Source organism: Pseudonocardia sp. Ae331_Ps2 (assembly GCF_001932405.1).
In the GTDB taxonomy this organism is placed as follows: Bacteria; Actinomycetota; Actinomycetes; order Mycobacteriales; family Pseudonocardiaceae; genus Pseudonocardia.
This window is the reverse complement of the sequence record NZ_MCIM01000001.1, coordinates 1286916-1306393: the sequence shown is the minus strand read 5'-3', so window position 1 is coordinate 1306393 and position 19478 is coordinate 1286916. Positions and strand designations below refer to the sequence as shown.

17 protein-coding genes are annotated in these 19478 nt (G+C 77.3%); 13 read left to right on the top strand and 4 right to left on the bottom strand.

Annotated elements, in window-relative coordinates; genetic code table 11:
- Positions 1-3: 3 nt before the first annotated feature.
- Entirely contained in the window at positions 4-657 is a 654-nt protein-coding gene (locus tag Ae331Ps2_RS06075) for a TetR/AcrR family transcriptional regulator (RefSeq protein ID WP_233147665.1), read from the bottom strand.
- Between the two features lie 133 nt (positions 658-790).
- Here Ae331Ps2_RS06075 and Ae331Ps2_RS06070 point away from each other — a divergent pair, with 133 nt between their 5' ends.
- On the top strand, positions 791-1693 hold the full coding sequence (locus Ae331Ps2_RS06070; protein ID WP_020622830.1) for a metal-dependent hydrolase: 903 nt from the start codon (positions 791-793) through the stop codon (positions 1691-1693).
- A gap of 117 nt (positions 1694-1810) precedes the next feature.
- Positions 1811-3247 carry a type VII secretion protein EccB gene (gene eccB / locus Ae331Ps2_RS06065; RefSeq protein ID WP_075310162.1) on the top strand — a complete coding sequence of 479 codons (1437 nt, stop codon included), beginning with the start codon at positions 1811-1813 and terminating at the stop codon, positions 3245-3247.
- 311 nt (positions 3248-3558) lie between these two features.
- On the opposite strand, the gene mycP is transcribed toward eccB, so the two are convergent.
- Positions 3559-4968 carry a type VII secretion-associated serine protease mycosin gene (gene mycP, locus Ae331Ps2_RS06060; protein ID WP_075310164.1) on the bottom strand — a complete coding sequence of 470 codons (1410 nt, stop codon included), beginning with the start codon at positions 4966-4968 and terminating at the stop codon, positions 3559-3561.
- The gene (eccD, locus tag Ae331Ps2_RS06055; protein WP_075310166.1) at positions 4965-6359 is read right to left on the bottom strand and encodes a type VII secretion integral membrane protein EccD; all 1395 of its coding nucleotides are present in this window, start codon (positions 6357-6359) and stop codon (positions 4965-4967) included. The genes mycP and eccD overlap by 4 nt, the downstream gene beginning before the upstream one ends.
- Positions 6360-6477: 118 nt before the next feature.
- On the opposite strand from eccD, the gene eccCa reads away from it, so the two are divergent.
- From eccCa to Ae331Ps2_RS06010, 9 genes are all read left to right on the top strand, one after another.
- On the top strand, positions 6478-10344 hold the full coding sequence (eccCa, locus tag Ae331Ps2_RS06050) for a type VII secretion protein EccCa (protein ID WP_075310168.1): 3867 nt from the start codon (positions 6478-6480) through the stop codon (positions 10342-10344).
- Between the two features lie 192 nt (positions 10345-10536).
- Positions 10537-11769, top strand: coding sequence for a type VII secretion-associated protein (locus tag Ae331Ps2_RS06045; RefSeq protein ID WP_075310170.1), 1233 nt, complete (start codon positions 10537-10539; stop codon positions 11767-11769).
- 156 nt (positions 11770-11925) lie between these two features.
- Positions 11926-12228 (top strand): WXG100 family type VII secretion target, encoded by a 303-nt coding sequence (locus tag Ae331Ps2_RS06040; RefSeq protein WP_075310172.1) that lies wholly within the window; start codon positions 11926-11928, stop codon positions 12226-12228.
- 14 nt (positions 12229-12242) lie between these two features.
- Entirely contained in the window at positions 12243-12533 is a 291-nt protein-coding gene (locus tag Ae331Ps2_RS06035; RefSeq protein ID WP_075312780.1) for a WXG100 family type VII secretion target, read from the top strand.
- A 234-nt stretch (positions 12534-12767) separates the two neighbouring features.
- Positions 12768-13211, top strand: coding sequence for a 50S ribosomal protein L13 (gene rplM, locus Ae331Ps2_RS06030; RefSeq protein WP_020622762.1), 444 nt, complete (start codon positions 12768-12770; stop codon positions 13209-13211).
- The gene (rpsI, locus tag Ae331Ps2_RS06025) at positions 13208-13807 is read left to right on the top strand and encodes a 30S ribosomal protein S9 (RefSeq protein WP_369804852.1); all 600 of its coding nucleotides are present in this window, start codon (positions 13208-13210) and stop codon (positions 13805-13807) included. The genes rplM and rpsI overlap by 4 nt, the downstream gene beginning before the upstream one ends.
- Positions 13808-13818: 11 nt before the next feature.
- The gene (glmM, locus tag Ae331Ps2_RS06020) at positions 13819-15156 is read left to right on the top strand and encodes a phosphoglucosamine mutase (RefSeq protein WP_075310174.1); all 1338 of its coding nucleotides are present in this window, start codon (positions 13819-13821) and stop codon (positions 15154-15156) included.
- A gap of 146 nt (positions 15157-15302) precedes the next feature.
- Entirely contained in the window at positions 15303-15584 is a 282-nt protein-coding gene (locus Ae331Ps2_RS06015) for a hypothetical protein (RefSeq protein ID WP_075310176.1), read from the top strand.
- Positions 15578-15907: a hypothetical protein gene (locus Ae331Ps2_RS06010; RefSeq protein WP_075310178.1), complete on the top strand. Its 330-nt coding sequence runs from the start codon at positions 15578-15580 to the stop codon at positions 15905-15907. Before Ae331Ps2_RS06015 ends, Ae331Ps2_RS06010 begins: the two co-directional genes overlap by 7 nt.
- Before the next feature lie 15 nt (positions 15908-15922).
- On the opposite strand, the gene Ae331Ps2_RS06005 is transcribed toward Ae331Ps2_RS06010, so the two are convergent.
- Entirely contained in the window at positions 15923-16711 is a 789-nt protein-coding gene (locus Ae331Ps2_RS06005; protein WP_020624595.1) for an IclR family transcriptional regulator C-terminal domain-containing protein, read from the bottom strand.
- A 150-nt stretch (positions 16712-16861) separates the two neighbouring features.
- Here Ae331Ps2_RS06005 and shiA point away from each other — a divergent pair, with 150 nt between their 5' ends.
- Together shiA and Ae331Ps2_RS05995 are read left to right on the top strand one after the other, a co-directional pair.
- Entirely contained in the window at positions 16862-18217 is a 1356-nt protein-coding gene (shiA, locus tag Ae331Ps2_RS06000) for a shikimate transporter (protein ID WP_020624596.1), read from the top strand.
- Positions 18218-18244: 27 nt separating this feature from the next.
- The gene (locus Ae331Ps2_RS05995; RefSeq protein ID WP_083695284.1) at positions 18245-19360 is read left to right on the top strand and encodes a zinc-binding dehydrogenase; all 1116 of its coding nucleotides are present in this window, start codon (positions 18245-18247) and stop codon (positions 19358-19360) included.
- The last annotated feature ends 118 nt before the right edge of the window (positions 19361-19478 follow it).

Genomic DNA, 19478 nt, shown 5'->3' with positions numbered 1-19478 from the left:
CGCTCAGCCCGCCGTGAGCGGGACGTCCGGGTCGAGCTCGATCGCGACCTCGCGCAGCGCCGCGTCGAGCACCGACCAGACCCATCGGGCGAGGTGCTCGGCGAGCTCGTCGAGCGGCAGTGGGTCCGTCGAGGAGAGCCAGCGCTCGGTCGCCCCGTCGACCAGTCCGACCGCGCCCGCGGCCAGCGGCGCCGCGACGGTCGCGGGCAGCCCGGGGTAGCCCCCGGTCAGCAGGCCGGTCATCCGGTCGGCGATGCGGTGCCGGATGTCGGTGACGGCCGTCGTGACCCCGGCGGCGCGCAGCACGTAGCGGTAGAGCTCGGTGTGCGCGGCCAGCCACCGCACGTGCGCCGCGATGGCGGCGACGAGCATCTCCCGCGGCGTCCCGCGCGGGCTCCACACCGGTGCGAGCGCCTCGGAGTAGAGGCCCAGCGCGGCCTCGGCGATCGCGCCCTGCAGGTCCTCCAGGCCGTCGAAGTGCCGGTACAGCGCGGGCCGGGGGACCCCGGCACGACCGGCGATCTGCTCGGTCGTGGCCTCCGGTCCGTGCTCGGCGATCGCGGCCATCGCGGCCTCGACGACCTCGGCCCGCCGGGCCGCCCGCTGCCCGGCCCAGCGGCGGGCGCGGCCGTCGCCGGGGGTCACGGATCGGTTCACCCGGCCATCATCCCGCTCCTGGTTGACACCGCGCCCGGCGCCACCCATGATCGGCCAGTAAGGGGTACGCGCTGTACGGGATACTTTCTGTACCAGATGCGACCCGCTCGTCGACGACGACCGGAGGACCGACGTGACCGAGACGGCGACCAATGACGGAACCGGCGCACGTCCGCGCAGGCTGACCGGCGGCGACGTCGGCATCCCGCCGCGCCACCTGGACTTCCGGCTGCCCGAGCAGATGGCCCGCTGGGCCTACGCCGACAACGCGACCGCGACGCTGTTCCTCGCGATGCTCTCGGCGATCTTCCCGCCGGGGGAGGACTTCTTCGTCCGCTCGGTGATCCACTTCCGGGACCGGGTGACCGAGCCCGAGCTGCGCGCCAGGGTCGCCGGGTTCACCGCGCAGGAGGTCATCCACAGCCGCGAGCACGACCGGCTCAACGAGGCGTTCCGCTCCCGTGGTTTCCCGGTGCACGTGCCGGAGGCCGCGGTCGCGCTCGCCCTGAAGGTCCTCGACCGCACATCCCCGCGTCAGCAGCTCGCCTGCACCGCGCTGATGGAGCACTTCACCGCGGTCATGGCTGAGGACATCCTCGGCAGCGACGAGTTCGCCGAGCGGGTGCACGCCGACATCCGCGAGCTGTGGCACTGGCATGCGCTCGAGGAGCTCGAGCACAAGTCCGTGACCTGGGACGTCTACGAGCTCATCGGCACCGACGGCCCCGAGCGCGGCCGGGCCGCACCGCTGGTCGCCGCCACCGTGCTGCCCGCGGTCGTGTTCGGGTGGGTGTACCTGCTCGTGCAGCAGGGCGTCTGGCGACGGCCGCGGGACCTGCGCGAGGGCTACCGCCTGCTGTTCGGCCGCGGCCAGTTCCTGCGCCGCGTGCTGGGCCGGATGCCCGTCTTCGGACACCCGCGCTTCCACCCCGACCGGCACGACACCCGCGAGCTGGAGCAGCGCTGGCGCGACACCCTCTTCGGCGAGGACGGCGCCCTGGCCGAGCAGCTGCGCCGTCCCCTCCGCGAGGCCTGACCCGGCTCCACGGCCGCAGCACCGGCCCGGGCCGCGCGCAGCGGTCAGGTGGCGTACTTCTACGCAGCGTCCGTGGATCGGGTCCGGTCGGGCCGCGGCGGTCCTACCGTCCGTGCGGTGCGCACCGATCCCGCCCCCGCGCGCGTGCAGCGCGCCCCGGCGACCCGCGACCAGGTCGACGCCCACCGCTTCGGTGTGCGCCGGATGGAGGCCGCCCTGGTGCGCGCGGACCCGGTGCCGCGGCACGAACAGATCCGGTCCCAGCATCGCGCGGTGTTCGCCGGAGTGCTGGTCGGGCTGCTCGCGCTCGGGGTGGCGGCGTTGCTGGCCCGGGTCGACCCGGCCACCGACTGGCGTTCCCGGGCGCTGGTGCAGGGGGAGCGCAGCGGTGTGCTCTACGCCGTGGTCCGTGCCCCCGACCGGTCCGAGCTGCTCGTGCCGGTGCCCGACCCGGTCGCCGGACGGCTGGTCCTGGCCGCGCACGGACGCGACGACGGCGCCACCGCCGTGCCCGTCCCGGTGCCCGACGGCGCGCTGGCCGCGGCGCCGCGCACCGCACCCGCCGCGGTGCCCGGCACCGTCGGCGTCCCGCTCGACGGGGTCCCGGTCCCGCCCGCGTGGGCGGTCTGCGACACCCGCGGTGAGGGCACCGGCGCCGGCGCCGGCACCACGACCGTGCTGGCGGGGTCGCTCGGCCCCGCCCCGGCCGGTCCGGAACCGGTCGTCCTGCTGACCGCCGAGGGCAGCGCCACCTACCTCGTCCACGACGGCGCCCGGCACCGGCTCGACCCGGCCGACCGGAACGCCCTCGACGGCCTCGGCCTGCTCGGCGCCCCCGTCCGCCGGGTCGGCGACGGCCTGCTCTCCGCGATCCCGGAGGGCGCGCCGCTGCGGGTGCCCACGCCGGAGCCGACCCCCGTCGCGGGGCTGGGGCGGAGCGGGGAGGTCGTGCGCAGCCAGTCCCTCGGCGCCGGGTCGACGTACTTCCTGGTGGTCGACGGCGGGCTCGCCCGTATCCCGGTCACCCTCGCCGACGCCGTCCGCTCCCGGACCGGGCAGGCCGAGCCGGCGACGCTGCCGCCCGGCCTGGTCGACGACGTCCCGCAGACCCGGGTGCCCGGTGCCGAGGCCTGGCCCGCCGCCCGGGCCGAGCTGACCGACGTGACCGAGGTGCCGCCGGTGCTGTGCGGGACCTGGCGGGAGGGGCGGCGCGCACTCGTCGCGGGGACCGAGGAGCCGGTCGCGCCCGGCGCGGTCCGGGTGCGCCTGGCCGGTGCCGACGACGCCGGGCCCGCCCTCGACACCGTGGTGCTGCCGGTGACCGGTCCGGGGCCGCTGCGGACCGGGCCCGCCGACACCGGCGACGGCGACGGCGGGACGCGCCTGCTGCTCGCCGCCTCCGGCGCGGTGCACGGCGTCGCGGACGCCGAGACCGGGCGGGCGCTGGGGATCGGGGTGGCGGGGGACGCCCCGGCGGAGATGGTGCGGCTGCTGCCGCGGGCGGGCGTGCTGAGCGTCGCGGCGGCGAGGGAGGTGGCGGACCTGCCGGGCTGACGGTGCGCCGCCGCGCACGGGTCGGCCTCACACGGGTCGGCCTCACAGGGGTCGGCCTCACACGGGTCGGCCTCACACGGGTCGGCCTCACACGGGTCGGCCTCACACGGGTCGGCCTCACACGGGTCGGCCTCACACGGGTCGGCCTCACACGGGTCGGCCTCACACGGGTCGGCCTCACACGGGTCGGCCCCACACGGGTCGGCCCCACAGGGGGTCGGCTGCGCACGGGGGCGGCGGCGACACCGGCGGGCTGCGGGCGGCTGCTGGGCGAGCGGCTGTGCAGGGCAAGGAGTGCCGGAGGTCGGAGGTCAGGGGCGCCTGGGGCGGCGCCGCAGCCCCGCCAGCGCCGCGACGAGCGCCCCGCCGACCGCCGCGACCGCCCCGACCCCGGCCACCGCCGGCAGGTCCGGCGGCGGGGTTGTCGCGAGCGGCAGCGGCGCCCGGCCCGCCCCGGGTGAGCCGGCGCGGTCGCCGGGACCGGCGGGACCGTCCGGGGTCAGGAGCAGCGGCTCGGCGGTCAGCGCGGCCCCGGGGTCGAGCACGCCGTGGCCGGTGCGGCCGTCGCCCGCGCTGGGGCGGGCCGTGGCACGCAACCGGTCGGCGACCTGGCGCGGGGTGAGCATCGGGAACCGCTCGCGCAGCAGCGCCGCGGTCCCCGCGACCAGCGGTGCCGAGTACGACGTCCCGCGGACCACCGCGCCGTCCGGTCCGGACGGGCGGGGCAGGTCCTGGCCCGGGGCGGCGAGGTCCACCCAGGGGCCGGGCACGGAGAAGTCACCGGGGACGTCGTCGCCGTCGACCGCCCCGACGGCGAGGACCGAGTCGTAGGACGCGGGCAGCGGCCGCAGGTCCGGGTCGCCGGTGCAGGTGCCCGCCTCGTCGATGTTCCCGGCGGCGGCGACGACCAGCACCCCGGCCCGCTCGGCGTCGTCGACGGCCTCGCGCAGTGCGCCCCCCGCGGAGTCGACCTGCGCGGACGGCACGCACACCACCTCGGACACGTTGACGACGCTCGCACCGAGTGCGACGGCCCGGTCGATCGCCGCGGCCAGGGTGCGGATCTCGCCGGCGGGTCGCTCGGTGCCGTCGGTGCCGCGTACGGCGAACCGCCCCGAGGACTGGCGCAGCGACAGGATCCGCGCGCCGGGCGCCATGCCCGCGCCGAGCCCGGTGACCGGGTCGGCGGCCCCGGCGAGGAGCAGCGCGACGTCGGAGCCGTGGCCGTCGCAGTCGGTGAGACCGTCGCCGCCGGTGAGGTAGTCCCCGCCGCCGACGAGCCGTCCGGCCAGCCGGGGCAGCGGCGCGACCCCGGTGTCGACGACGGCGACGAGCTGCCCCGCGCCGGTCGCGAGCCCCGGTGGCGGCTGCGGGACCGCACCGCGGGCGGCGCCCGGGCCGTCGTCGCCGGGCGGGGTGCAGGCGCGGGTCTGCCGCAACCCGTCGGCCGGTCCCGGCGGCCCGGGCTCGGCGGCCGCGACGGCAGGCCTCGTCCGCACCCCTCCGCCTGCTCCCGCACCTGCTGCGCGGGGTGCGGCGACCCCACAGGGGGTGCGGACGGCGCAGGACATGGCGGGGGCGACGGCGGCGGGAACGGGTGACGGGGGCGGGGTGGGCAGCGCGAGGACCGACGCGGCCAGCAGCGGCACCGCCAGCAGCGGCGCGATCCGCGGTGCTGCCGTCGGTGGGGCGGCAGCGGGGTGCCGGACGGGCCCGGTCACAGGGTGCGGACCAGGGAGAACAGGCCCATCGCGGCCAGCGCGGCGGGCACCGCGGCGGCGGTGAGGACGAGCTCGCACACGTCGAGCGCCCGGCGGGCCGGCGGCGACGGCGTCGCCCGCGCCGCGGCGGCCCCCAGTCCGACGGCGAGCAGCAGCCCCGCCGCCACGGCGAGGCGCGGCGCGGGCTCCAGCGCGAGCGCTGCCGGGACGGCGGCGGTGGCGACCGCGACCACCGCGGACCCGGTCAGGATGCGGGCCGGCGCGGGCTCGACGAGCGCACGGGCCCGCAGGAGCAGCACCGCCGCCGTCACCACCAGCAGCAGACCACCGGTCCAGCCCCCCGTCGCGGCGACGGCGCCCGCCCCGGCGGCGACGACCGCGGTGCCGGCCAGCGTCCCGGTGTGCAGCCCGCGGGCCAGCCCGGCCCGGGCGGTCAGCTCCGCGCCGGGCAGCACCTGCTCGGCGCCCGCGACGGAGTCGGCGTCGGTCGGGACCGCCGGGGCCGGGATCCCGGCCAGGCGCAGCGCCAGCCGCGGCAGCAGCGGCCCGGCGGCGAGCGCCGGGGCCGCGAGACCGGCGGCGACGGCCGTCACCGGGGCCTCCAGCAGCAGCCGGGCCAGCGCCGCCACGGCGGTCCCGGACGCGGCCAGGGCCACCGCGAGCAGGACCGGGGACACCGCCCGGGCGATCGCCTGGCCCGCGGCGGCGGCCAGTCCGGCCCCGGCCGCGGCGAGCAGCAGCGCCCCCGCCCCGGCCGGCCCGGGCAGCGCGGTGAGCCCGGCCGTCGCCGCGGCGGGAACCGCGCAGAGTGCGGCGGCGGTGGCGAGCCGGTCGTCGTGGCGGCCGCGGTGGGCGACCACCAGCGCACCGACGGCGCCCACGGCGGCGAGTGCGCACGCCCACGGCCGCCACGGTCCGTCCACGGTGGACAGCACGGCGCCCGCGGCGGCCGTCGCCAGGACCGCCGCGGCGGTGCCGGACCAGCGCGCCGTCCCGGCGGCGTCGGCCGCCTCGCGCACCGCGCCGGCGACGGTCTCGGCGGCGTCGTCGAGGACGGGCGGCGCCGGCGCCGGGCGCGGCGGGCCCAGGTGCAGCAGCTCGCCCTCGCGGACGCCGAGCTCGTCGAGGGTGGCGGCCGCGGGCAGCGGTCCGCCCGCGGGCCCGGTGAACCGCCACGCCTGCGGGGTGTCCGCGGTGGCGCGGCCCAGCAGCTCACGCACCATCGGGACCAGCTCGGCGACGGCGACGTCGGCAGGCAGCGCCACGTCGAGGCGTCCGCGTGGGGTGTGCACCCCGACCCGGGTCCAGCGGCCGGGCACGGGCCCGGACGTGGCGGCGGACGTCGGGTCGCCGGGATCGGTCGCGGCCGGTACGGGCAGGACGGAGGTCACGAGCGGCTCCCTGACGGATCTCTCCGAACGGCCCCGGCGGGCCCGGGGCGGCTGCGAGTATCCGACGGTCCCGGTGCCGCCGTGGGCGTTCGGGAGAACCGTGAACGGGAGGAAGGCGATGGCGGGAACCGTCGGGGTGCGACGTCCGCGGCGCTCGGTGCCCGAGCTGCCCGGCGGCGAGCTGGTGCTCGAACCGCCGCCCGAGCCGGAGCGCCCGGTCCCCGGCGGCCTCGTGCAACGGCTGCTGCCGCTGGCGATGGTCGGCGGGGCGCTGCTGTTCGTCGTGCTGGGGCGCGGGGACACGAGCACGTGGCTGTTCGGCGGGATGTTCGCGTTGTCCGCGCTGGGCATGCTGGCCGGCGGCGGCCGCGGCGCCGGAGCACGCACCGCGACGATGGACGAGGACCGCCGCGACTACCTGCGTTACCTCGACGTCCTGGGCGGGCGGGCCCGCGCGATCGCCGCCGAGCAGCGGCACGCGCTGGAGACCGTGCACCCCGACCCGGCAGCCTGGCCGGACGTGCTCGCCGCGGACCGGCTGTGGGAGCGCCGCCCCGGCGACGACGACTTCGGCCGCCTGCGCGCCGGGCGCGGCACCCAGCGGCTCGCCACCCGGCTCACCGCGCCGCACACCGGTCCGATGGAGACACTCGAACCGCTGTCCGCACTGGCACTGCGCCGGTTCCTGCGCCGTTGGTCCACGGTGGACGATCTCCCGGTGGCCGTCGACACCCGCGCGTCGGCGACGATCTGGCTCGAGCCGGACCCGGACGCCGCACCGGTGCTCGACCTCGCCAGGGCCCTGGTCGCCCAGTACGTCACCTGGCACGGCCCCGACGACGCGCGGCTCGCCGTCGTCGCACCGGGGGGTGCGGCCGCGCGCTGGGAGTGGGCGAAGTGGCTGCCGCACGTGGCGCACCCGCGGCGCACCGACGCCGTCGGGCCGGTCCGGATGATCACCGACGACCCGGACCGAGTGCGGCGCTGGTGGGTGGACGAGCCGTCCGCGGCCCAGCAACACCTGCTCGTCGTGCTGGACGGTGCGGCCGACACCCCCGGTGCCTGGGCCGGGCTGCCCGGCGTCACGGTGCTGCGGCTGGGGCCCGCGGGCGGGCGCAGGCCCGCGGCGTCGGTGCTGCGCCTGGCCGCCGGCACCGGGCCCGACGGCGTGCGCACGCTGCGCCGGGGCGGGCCGGGCGGCCGGGAGGTCGGTGTCCCCGACGGGCTCGTCGTCGCCGAGGCACTGGCGCTGGCGCGGCGGCTCGCGCGCTACCGCCCGGACGGCACCGCCGACGTCGTTGCGTCCGGTGTGGACAGTTCGGCGGCCGGGCTGCCGTCGCTGCTCGGTCTGTCCACGACGGACTCCGGCGGCGTCGCGGTGCTGCGATCGCGACGGGGCCCCGCGGAGCGGCTGCGGGTCCCGCTGGGCACCGACGGCGGCGGCCGACCGGTGCTGCTCGACCTCAAGGAGTCCGCACAGGGCGGTGCGGGGCCGCACGGGCTGTGCATCGGCGCGACCGGCTCCGGCAAGAGCGAGCTGCTGCGCACGCTGGTCCTCGGGCTGGTCGCGACGCACACGGCCGAGGAGCTCAACCTGGTGCTCGTCGACTTCAAGGGCGGCGCGACGTTCCTCGGGCTCGCCGGGCTGCCGCACACCTCCGCGGTGATCACCAACCTGGCCGAGGAGCTGACCCTGGTCGACCGGATGGCCGACGCGCTCGCCGGGGAGATCACCCGTCGCCAGGAGGTGCTGCGCGCCGCGGGGAACCTGTCGTCGCTGGCCGAGCACGACGCGCTGCGTCGGGACGGGGCGCCGCTGGACCCGCTGCCGTCGCTGCTGGTCGTCGTGGACGAGTTCTCCGAGCTGCTCGCCCAGCGGCCGGAGATGATCGACCTGATGGTGACGATCGGCCGGCTCGGCCGTTCCCTCGGGATCCATCTGCTGCTGGCCTCGCAGCGCCTGGAGGAGGGCCGGCTGCGCGGCCTGGAGTCGCACCTGTCCTACCGGATCGCGCTGCGCACGTTCTCCGCCGCGGAGTCCCGCGCGGTGCTGGGCGTGCCCGACGCGCACCTGCTCCCACCGACGCCCGGCGCCGCGTACCTGTCCGCGGGCACCGACGAGCTCGTGCGCTTCCGGGCCGCCTACGTCTCCGGCCCGGACACCCCGCGCCTCGCGCGCCGGCGGGCCCCGGGGGCGCCGCGGGTCGCGCTGCCGTTCCGCGCGGGCCCGGTGGCGCTGCCCGCCTCGGCGCAGCTCCCGGCGCCGGACCCCGAGCCGGCACCCACCGGCACCGTTCTCGACCGCATCGCCGAGGCGGTGTCCGGGCCCGGCCCATGCGCGCACCGGGTGTGGCTGCCGCCGCTCGCGGAGCCGCCGCCGCTGCCGGTGGTGCTGGGCGACCCGCTGGTCCGGACCGGGCGGGGGCTGTGCGCGCCGGGGCCTGTGGGACGGCTCGCCGCGCCGATCGGTCTGGTCGACCGGCCCTACGCCCAGCGGCGCGACCCGCTGGTGCTGGACCTGTCCGGCGCGGCCGGGCACCTGGCCGTCGTCGGAGGGCCGCGGTCGGGGAAGTCGACCGCGCTGCGCACCGTCGTCACCGCGCTCGCGCTCACCCACACCCCGGCCGAGCTGGGCGTGCACGTGCTCGACCTGGGCGGCGGGACCCTGGCCCCGCTGGCCGGGCTGCCGCACGTCGGGACCGTCGCCGACCGTCGCGGCACCGACCTGGTGCGCCGGGTGGTGGCCGAGACCGTCGCCGCCGTCGACGAGCGCGAGCAGCTGTTCGCCGCGCACGGCGTCGCCGGGATCGAGGAGTTCCGGGCCCGGCGCGCCGCGGGCGGCTTCGCCGAGGTGCCCGCCACCGACCTGCTGCTGGTCGTCGACGGCTACGCGGCGCTGCGCGCCGGGTTCGAGGACCTGGACGAGAAGCTGACCGCGCTCGCCGCCCGCGGGCTCGCCTACGGCGTGCACCTCGCGCTGTCCGCGGCCCGCTGGGCCGAGATCCGGCCGGCGCTCAAGGACCAGCTCGGCAGCCGGGTCGAGCTGCGGCTGGGCGACCCGTCGGACTCCGAGGTGGACCGGCGTCGTGCCGCCGCCGTGCCGGCGCTGCCCGGGCACGGCCTGTCCGCCGACGGCGAGGCCACCGTCCTCGCCGCGCCCTGCCTGGTCCCCGGCACCGACCCCGCCCGGGCGATCGACGACGCCTGGGACGGCCCGTCGGTCGGCCCGGTGCGGCTGCTGCCCGCCCGGATCGAGGTCGCCGAGCTCCCGCCCGGACCGGGCCGCGGGCCCGCGTTCGGCGTCGACGAGGACCGGCTCGCCACCGTCGAGCTCGACCCGGACGAGCCGCACCTGCTCTGCTTCGCCGACTCCGGCGGCGGAAAGACGACGCTGCTGCGGACCCTCGCCCACGGCATCGCCGCGCGGTGGACGCCGGACCGGGCGCGGATCGTCGTCGTCGACCACCGGCGGACGCTGCTCGGCGGGATCCCGCAGAGCCACCTGCTCGCGCACACCTCCACCGCGCAGGCCACCACCGACGCCTGCGCCGAGATCGCGGGCTCCCTCGGACGGCGGCTGCCCGGTCCGGACGTCACCCCGGCCCAGCTGCGGGAACGGTCCTGGTGGAGCGGACCGGACGTGTGGCTGCTCGTCGACGACTACGACCTCGTCGTCCCCGCGGCCGGATCGACCGGGACGCACCCGCTGCTCGCGCTCGCCGAGTACCTGCCGCAGGCCCGCGACGTCGGGCTGCACGTCGTCCTCGCGCGGCGCACCGGCGGCGCCGGGCGGGCGCTGTTCGACCCGGTACTCGGGCGGCTGCGCGAGCTCGGCGCCCCCGGCCTGGTCGGCTCCGGCAGCCCCGACGAGGGTGCGCTGCTGGAGAAGGTCCGCCCCGGGCCGATGCCGCCGGGACGGGCCGTGCTGGTCGACCGGCGGGCCGGGGCACGCCGGGTGCAGCTGGCCTGGACCGAGCCGGGGTGAGCGGCGTCGCGGTCGCCGTGCACGACCGCCGCGACGCGGTGCTGCTCGCCGCCGCCGACGCCGGCGGGCTGCGCCTGGTCGCCGCGGCCCCACCCGGCGACGGCCGTCGCGGACTTCTTCGGCGACGATCCGCCCGGCGTCGTCGTCCGGGTCGGGACGACGGCGGGCGGTGCCTTCCCCGGAGGTCCGCGGGTGCTGGTGGTCCCGGCCGCGGTCGCGGTGCTCGCGGCCGAACCGGAGCTGCCGGGCGGGCCGGTCCTGGTCGTCGACGACGACGGCGCGACCCTCGTACGCGACGGGGTGCCGGAGCCGGTGGGGGAGCCGGGCACCGACCTGTCGGACCTCGCTGACCTCTCGGACCTCGCTGACCCGGCGGGTCTCGCGGCGCTCGTGCGGGCGACCGGTGCGAAGCTGGTCGTGGTCGCGGGGACGGTCGGCCCGCTCCTCGTGGCGGACGCCCCGGATCGGCGCGCCGGGTCCGGTGCCTGCCCGGACCGTCGGGGGGACGACCGTGGGCCGGGCCCCGAGGCGGCCGGGTGCGCGGACGGCCGGGACCCGGCGCGGCCCGCGGATCGTGCCGGGGCCCGGCTGCCCCGCCCGGTGCTGCCCTGCCCGGTGCGTGTCGCCGGGCTGCGTCCCGCCGGCGGCGAGCCCTGGGGGCCGGAGGCGGCGGCGGTGGTCGGTGCGGCCGTGCTCGGGGCCGGTGTGTCCACCGACACCGGGCCGGACACCTGGCCGGGCTCAGGGCCGGGCACCGAGCTCGGTCCGGCCTCCGGTGCCGACCCCGACCCCGGCCCCGGCCAGGGCGCCGGCCGCGCCGCCCCCTGGCCCGGTGACCCCGGCGCGGGAGCGGGCCCGGCGGAGCCGGGACCGGCCGGGGCACCCGTCCCCGCCACCCCGCTCGCGGACGGCCCGGACCGGGCCCGGGCGGCGATCGTCGTCGCCGGTGTGCTGGGCGCGGTCCTGCTCGGCGCCGGGCTGCTCCTGGCGGGCCCGCACCCGGCGCCACCGGCCGGGGCGACGGTCGTCCAGTACGGCTACGCCGCCACCCTGCCCATCGGCTGGGAGCACACTGGCGGTGACCCGCAGCGTCGACGGGTGCTGCTCACCCCGGTCGGCAGCCCCGACGGTGCCGACCTGCTCGTGCTGGAGCGCAGCCCGCTGGGCTACGACGCCGGACGCGAGCCCGACCGTGCCCGTCGCGAGCTCGCCGCACTCGTCGGCGGGGAGGGCCCGGCGAGCGCGACGGTCGGCGGGCGGCCGGTCCTGCGGTGGAGCGAGGACCCCGGCGACGGGACCGTCGTCGACTGGCACGTCGTGTTCGACGGCTCCGACCAGCTCGTCGCCGGGTGCCGCAGGCCCGCCGGCGCCCCGGTCGCGCCCGCCTGCGCCGAGGTCGTCGCCTCGCTGCACCGGGTGCGGTGACCCGGGCGGCGTTCCCGGTCGCGAACGGTCCGCGCCGTTCGGCCACGGCGGCCCGGCCGCCCTGCCACTGTGCGCGGGCCGGGGACACCGCGTCCCCGGGCCTGGTCGCCGGACACCCGACCGGCCGGGCGACGGGACGGGGACGAGGTGGGGTCCATGGCCGACGGGTTCGGTACGACGACCGAGGAGATGGTGCGCGCGGCGGGCCAGGTGCGGGCGGTGAGCGACGCCGTCAACGGCGAGCTCGCCCGCCTGCGCAGCCAGCTGGGGCCGCTGCAGGGGCAGTGGTCCGGCAGCGCGGCGACGGCGTTCGCCCAGCTGATGGCCAAGTGGGACACCGAGGCACGGCGGCTGAACGAGGCGCTCGGCGCGATTGGTGAGCAGCTCGGCGGCACGGCGACGACGTACCAGCAGCAGGAGGACCAGAACCGCACCGCCATCACGTCGGTGCTCGGGTGAGGGGGAGCTACATCGTGGGATCCGAGATCAAGGTCACCTTCAGCGCGCTCGAGCGGGCGTCGGCCGACACCGTCGCGACGACCGCGCGCATCAACTCCCAGCTCGAGGACCTGCGGCGCTACCTGGCGCCGATGGTCGGGACCTGGACCGGTGACGCGGCCAGCACCTACCAGGCGTCGCAGCAGAAGTGGGACACCTCGGCGGCCGAGCTGACCACCACCCTGGGCACCATCGGGAAGCTGGTCGGCCAGGCCGGTCAGAACTACCGCGACACCGAGCAGGCGAACCGGGCCCGGTTCGCCTGACCCCCGGTCCGGGGGCCCGGACGACCCCCTTGCGTCCGCCCCCGGAACCGGCGGGTACCCTTGGCTCTCGTTGTGCAGCGGTGGAGACCCGCGGGCGCCGTCCTCCGGCGACAGCGGCGGGATCGAGCGTCCCTCCGGCGTCCACCAGCAGCACGCTGAGGAACCAGAGACTAGAGAGTGGGCCGGAACCCGTGCGGACGGCCCACCAGCCGAGAACGACGACGAGGTAGATCCGTGCCCACGTACAGCCCCAAGCCCGGCGACATCCAGCACGCCTGGCACGTGATCGACGCCGAGGACGTGCGCCTCGGTCGGCTCGCCACCCACGCTGCCACGCTGCTGCGCGGGAAGCACAAGCCGACCTACGCCCCGCACGTCGACAACGGCGACTTCGTGGTCATCGTGAACGCGGAGAAGATCTCGGTGTCCGGCAACAAGCGGGCCGACAAGTTCGTCTACCGCCACTCCGGCTTCCCGGGTGGCCTCCGCCAGCGCTCCGTCGGCGAGATGATCGACAGCCAGCCCGACCGCCTCGTCGAGAAGGCGATCAAGGGCATGCTGCCGAAGAACCGCCTCGGCCGCGCCATGGCCAAGAAGCTGAAGGTCTACGCCGGCCCGGCGCACCCGCACGAGGCCCAGAAGCCGCAGCCGTTCGAGATCAAGCAGGTCAGCCAGTGACCACCCCGAGCAACGAAGAGGGACAGCCCGTGACCAGCCCCGAGAACGGACCCGACGAGGTCGTCGACGCGGTCGAGACCGAGGGTGCGGCCGCCGAGGCGACCGAGACCGAGGCCACCGAGACCGAGGTCGCCGACGTCGACTACACCATCGGTGACGCCGCCGACTTCGACGCCGACGAGTTCGCCGCCGAGGCCCCCGTGCTGGGCGACCGCCCGGTCCAGACCGTCGGCCGCCGCAAGGAGGCCGTCGTCCGCGTCCGGCTGCTGCCGGGCACCGGCGGGTTCACCCTGAACGGCAAGCCGCTCGAGGTGTACTTCCCGAACAAGCTGCACCAGCAGATCGTGAAGGAGCCGCTCGTCCTCGTCGAGAAGACCGAGCGCTTCGACATCTTCGCCAACCTCAAGGGTGGCGGCACCGCGGGTCAGGCCGGCGCTCTGCGTCTGGCGATCGCCCGTGCGCTGGTCGAGCTGGACTCCGAGGACCGCCCGCCGCTGAAGAAGGCCGGCTGGCTGACCCGTGACGCCCGCGCCGTCGAGCGCAAGAAGTACGGCCTCAAGAAGGCCCGTAAGGCGCCCCAGTACTCCAAGCGCTGATCGCACACCGGATGCCTCGTCTCTTCGGAACCGACGGCGTCCGGGGCCTGGCCAACGGCGAACTCCTCACTCCGGAGTTCGCCGTTGGTGTCTGTGCCTCGGCCGCCCGCACGCTCTCGAACGGCTCCGGCCGCCGGCCCCTCGCGGTCGTCGGACGCGACCCCCGCGCGAGCGGCGAGATGCTCGAGGCCGCGGTCGTCGCCGGGCTCACCTCGGCCGGCGCGGACGCGATCCGGGTCGGCGTGCTGCCGACCCCGGGCGTCGCGCACCTGGTCGCCGAGACCGGCGCCGACCTCGGCGTGATGATCTCCGCGTCGCACAACCCGATGCCCGACAACGGCATCAAGCTCTTCGCCGCGGGCGGTCACAAGCTGCCCGACGACGTCGAGGACGCGATCGAGCAGCAGTTCGCCGAGGGTCTCGGTGCCCGACCGACCGGTGACGGCATCGGCCGGGTCTGGGACGCGCCGGACGCCACCGACGTCTACGTCGCGCACCTGCTGTCCGCCGCACCGGGCTCGCTGTCCGGGCTGCGCGTGGTCGTCGACTGCGCACACGGCGCCGCGGCGCTGGCCGCGCCGGAGGCCTACCGGCAGGCGGGCGCCGACGTGATCGCGCTGCACGCCGAGCCGGACGGTCTCAACATCAACGACGGCGTCGGGTCCACCCACCTGGACCTGCTGCGGTCCGCGGTCCTGGAGCACGGCGCCGATCTCGGCATTGCCCACGACGGTGACGCCGACCGCTGCCTGGCCGTCGACGCGACCGGGGCGGTCGTCGACGGTGACCGGATCATGGCGGTGCTGGCACTCGCCATGCGCGAGGCCGGCGAGCTCGCGCACGACACGCTCGTCGCCACGGTGATGAGCAACCTGGGCCTGCACATCGCCATGCGCGAGGCCGGGATCACCCTGGACACCACCAAGGTCGGCGACCGCTACGTGCTGGAACGGCTGCGCGAGGGCGGGTTCACCCTCGGCGGCGAGCAGTCCGGGCACGTGGTGCTGCCGGGCCACGCCACGACCGGCGACGGTCTGCTCACCGCCCTGCGGCTGATGTCGCGGGTCGCGCAGACCGGCACCCCGCTGGCCGAGCTGGCCTCGGTGGTCACGGTGCTGCCGCAGGTGCTGCGCAACGTGCCCGTCGCGGACAAGGACGCGGTCGCCGCGTCGGCGGACGTGGCCGAGGCCGTCGCGAAGGCCGAGGCGGAGCTGGGCGACACCGGCCGGGTGCTGCTGCGCCCGTCGGGCACCGAGCAGCTCGTCCGCGTGATGGTCGAGGCGCCCAGCGAGGACGAGGCCGATGCTGTCGCGGGCCGGCTGGCCGAGATCGTCGCCGCCGCGCGCTGACCGACGCACGCCGATCGGGGCCGTCACCCACACCGGGTGGCGGCCCCGACGTCGTCCGGCCGGCCTGCCGCGACTCCGGTTCGCGATGGCGAACCGGATCCGCGCGTCCGGGCCCGCCGGCGCGGGCCCGTCGCCATGCTGGGGCGATGCGACCGGACGTGCGGCGGGACCCCGATGCGCTCGACCGCGCGGCCCGCGGGCTGGCGGACCTGGCTGCCGGGCTGACCGAGGCCCCCGCGACCGGCCCCGGTGACGGGGACCGCGCGGTCCGGCTGCGGCGGGTCGCGGACGAGCTGGCGTCGCTGGCCGACGCGGCCCGGCGCGCCGCGGCCACCGCCCGGGTGGCGGACACCGCCGCGGCCACCGCGTTCCGGGACGCCCCCGACCCCCGGCACGGGCCCGGCCCCGGCGGGGCGCGACCGTGCTGACCGGCGGCCCGGACGCCGGCGCCGCGGACCAGGCCACGGCCCTGCGGGCGCTGGTGGACCGGCTCGACGACACCGCTGGTCTGCTCGCCGGGATCCGCGCCGCCGTCGCCGCCGCGTGGGACGACCCGGCCGGGGAGGCGGTGACGGCCCGGCTCGACCTCGTCGGGCGCGAGGTGGGCCGGCTGGCCGACGAGGCCGCGCGCGCCGCGACCCGGGCGGAGGACGCCGTCCCCGGCATGCGGCTGCCCGGTCTCACCGGGACGCGCGTCACCGACCGCCGCGGTCCCGTGGCCCCCTCGCTCGCCGGCCCGTACGAGCGGTGAGCAGGCGGAACGGCCTCAGAGATCCGAGGCCACCAGGTCCGCCTCGATCCCCGCGGCGGCCTCCAGCAGGCGCGGCAGGTGCCGCCCGGTCAGCTCCTCCCGCGAGGCCACGCCGACGTGGGTGGACACGTTGACCGCGGCGATCACCCGCCCCGACCGGTTCCGCACCGGCGCGGCGATCCCCCGCAGGCCGTCCTCGAGCTCCCGTTCCACCAGCGCCCAGCCCTGCTCCCGCGCGGCGACGACCGCCTCGCGCAGGGCCGCCACGTCGCGCACCGTGTGGTCGGTGCGCCGCTGCACCGTCACCGACGCCAGGTGCGCGTCGAGCTCGTCGTCGGGCAGGCCGGCCAGCAGCACCCGGCCCATCGACGTCGCCCACGCCTCGTACCGGGTGCCGACGGTGATGCGCAGCCCGCTCAACCGGGAGCTCTGCGCCAGGGCCAGGTACACGACGTCCGGCCCGTCGAGCTCGGTGAGCGACGCGGTCTCCCGCAGCTCGTAGGACATCGCCTGCAGGTGTGGCAGCGCGACGTCGACCAGCGACAGTCCGGACAGGTAGGCGTAGCCGAGCTCCAGCACCCGCGGCGTCAGCTCGAAGCGGTCCCGCCCGGAGCGGCGCGCGTAGCCGAGGTCGACGAGCGTCAGCAGCAGCCGCCGGGCCGTCGCCCGGTCCAGGTCGGTGCGGGACGCGACCTCGCTCAGCGTCATCGACGGCGTGTCCGGCCCGAACGCGCGGACCACCCGGAACGCCCGCTCCACCGCCCGCACGAAGTGGCGTTCCTGGCCGGCCGGCTCCGCCGTCATCGGACCCCTCTCCCGTCGGACGCCCGACCCTACCGGCGGGCCGGAAGCGCCCCGGTCTTGCGACCAGTGCTCGGCGCGCCGTACGGTTGTGCGCACAGCACACGAGTGTGCGCACAGCGCACAACGCAAGGACGCGTACAGGAGAAGGTCATGACACAGGTGTCATCAGCCCAGCCGCCGGGCGCACCGGCCGGAGCACGGCGTGCCGCTGCCGGCTCGTTCGTCGGCGCCGTCGTCGAGTGGTACGACTTCCTCCTCTACGGGGTCGTCGCCGCACTCGTCTTCGGCCCGCTGTTCTTCCCGAGCGAGAGCCCCACCGCCGGCGCGCTGGCCGCGTTCGCGACCTTCGGCATCGGGTTCCTGTTCCGCCCGCTCGGCGGGATCGTGTTCGGCCACCTCGGCGACCGGATCGGCCGCAAGCGCACCCTGGTCTGGACGATCGCGATCATGGGCATGACGACGGCGGCGATCGGCCTGCTGCCGACCTTCGACCAGGTCGGCTACCTGGCCCCGGTCCTGCTCGTCGCGCTGCGCTGCGTGCAGGGCCTCGCTGTCGGCGGGGAGTGGGCCAGCGCCGCGCTGCTCGCCGTCGAGCACGCCCCGAAGCGGTGGAAGGCGCTGTACTCCAGCGGTGTGCAGGTCGGCTACTCGGTCGCGCTGCTGATGGTGAACGGCTTCGTCGCGATCCTGGTCGCGGTCATGAGCGAGACCGCCTTCGAGACCTGGGGATGGCGCATCCCGTTCTTCTTCGGCCTGCTGCTGACGCTGGTCGGGCTGTGGATCCGGTCCGGCGTCGACGAGTCCGAGACGTTCAAGAAGGCTGCCGCCGCGCAGGCCGCCGAGCCCGTCGAGAAGCAGAAGCTGCCGGTGCTGGAGGCCCTGCGCCGCCACCCCGGCGCCTTCGTCAAGATCGTCGCGCTGCGTCTGGCCGAGCTGCTGACCATGTACATCGTCGTGACGTTCGCGCTGGCCTACGCCACCGAGCAGTACGGCTTCACCCGTGGCTTCATGCTCGGTGTCGGGCTGCTCGTCGGCGGGCTCGGGATCATCACCATCCCGCTGTTCGGCTGGCTGTCCGACCGCTACGGACGCCGCCCCGTCTACCTGGTCGGCGCCGTCGTCGCGGTACTCGCGTCGGTGCCGTTCTTCGTCGCGATGGAGCAGGGCTCGGCGGTGCTGCTGGTGCTGTGCGCCGTGCTGCTGGTCAACATCGGCCACGACGCGATCGTCAGCGTGCAGCAGCCGCTGTTCACCGAGATGTTCGGCGCCCGGCACCGCAACAGCGGCGCGGGCCTGGGCTACCAGCTCGCCAGCGTGGTCGGCGGCGGGTTCACCCCGTTCATCGCGACGGCGCTGGTCGCGGTCGGCGGCGGCAGCTGGTACCTGGTCGCGGCCTACCTCTGCGGCGGCTGCCTGATCTCGCTGCTCGTCGCGTCCTTCATGAGCTACGCACCCCACGCCGAGAGCGAGGAGGCACCGGCCACCCCGGTGGCCTCGCGTTCCTGACCGCACCCGACGACCCGGGAGACCCTCATGTCGACCACCTCCACCGCCCCCGCCCCCGCCACCACCGTGGCCGTGCGGCTCACCGGCCTCGCCCGCGTCGACACCGGTCGCACCGGTACCGGCTCGGGTCGCACCGATACCGGCTCCGGCCGCGCCGACACCGGCTCCGGTGGCCTCGACACCGCTCCCGGCCGTCTCGACGTCGTTCCGGTCGCGGCGCCGGAGCCCGGGCCGGGCGAGGTCCTCGTGCGGGTCACGGCGGTCGGGCTGTGCGGCACCGACCTGGCCGTCCGCAGCGGCGCCCGGCCGGTCCCGGAGCTGCCGTGGACGGTCGGGCACGAGGGCGGCGGACGGGTGGTCGCCGTCGGCGCGGGCGTCGACCCGGGCCGGGTCGGCGAGATCGTCGTGGTCGAGCCGAACCTCGCCTGCGGACGCTGCCGGTTCTGCGTCGCGGGCCGCACGTCGGCCTGCCCGGACCGGCGCAGCCTCGGGGTGAACGCGCCGGGCCTGCTCGCCGGACTCGTCGCCGTCCCGGCCGGGTACGCCCACGCCCTGCCGGCCGGGCTCGACCCGGCGACGGCCGAACGGGTCGTCGCCTGCGTGGAGCCGTGGGTGGTGACCCGGGCCGCGCTCCGCCGGGCCGCACCGGAACCGGGATCGCGCTGCCTGGTCGTCGGGGCGGGCAGCCAGGGCACCCTGCTGTGCCTGAGCCTGCTCGCGGCCGGGCACGTCCCGGTCGTCGTCGAGCCGCACGACGGGCGCCGGCGGCGCGCGGTGGATCTCGGCGCCGAGGAGCTCGTCCCCGGCGAGGTGTTCGGGACGGTGTTCGAGACCTCCGGCGCCCCCGCCGCCTGGCCGACGGCCGTCGCCGCGGTCGACCGGGCCGGGACGTTGCTGCTCATCGGGCAGCACGACGGCGAGTCACCGGTGAACACACACGACCTGGTGCAGCGGCAGGTGACCGTCACCGGGTCGCTGATCTACGACCACCCCGGCGACTTCGCCGGTGCGCTCGCGGACCTGCCCGCCGTCGCCGACGCCCTGGTGGGGCTCATGGAGCCCGAGCCGTTCGCGCCGGACCGGGCCGCCGCCGCGTTCGACGCCGTCGCCACCGCCGACCGGAAGGTCTGGCTGGCGCCCTGAGCCGCCGCCGGGACGTGTCCGCGCGCTGATCCGCGCCCCGCGCGCGTCCGGACGCGCGCGGGCGGCGGATCACCGCGCGAGGTGCGGATCTCCGCGCGGGCGGCGGATCCCTGTGTCG